1 protein-coding gene is annotated in these 326 nt (G+C 46.0%); it reads left to right on the forward strand.

The features are described from left to right. The coding region (locus NR073_RS11455) for a hypothetical protein (protein ID WP_256748853.1) at positions 1-326 on the forward strand (326 nt) is incomplete at both ends.

Genomic DNA, 326 nt, shown 5'->3' on the forward strand with positions numbered 1-326 from the left:
GGGAAAGAAGAGAGGAAGAGAGGGAGGAGAGAGGAGAGAAGAGAAAGGAAGGAAAAAGAGAAAAGAAAAAGAAAAAGGGAAGGAAGGAGAGAGAGAAAAAAGGAGAGAGAGAAAAGAGAAAAGAGGAAGAAAGGAAGAGAAGGGGGGAAGAGAAAGAGGAAAAGGAGAAAAAGAGGAAGAAGGGGAAGAAGGAGAAGAAAGAGAAGGAAGAGGAAAGAAAGAAAGGGAAAAAGGGGAGAGGGAAAGAAAAAGGAAAGAGGAGAGGGGAAGGGAGAAAAAAGAAGACCAGAGCCAGCCCGAGAAGATCGTCCACGAGCGCCTCACGG

Origin of the sequence: Micrococcus sp. Mcc28 (assembly GCF_024519775.1) — a bacterium.
In the GTDB taxonomy this organism is placed as follows: domain Bacteria; phylum Actinomycetota; class Actinomycetes; order Actinomycetales; family Micrococcaceae; genus Micrococcus; species Micrococcus luteus.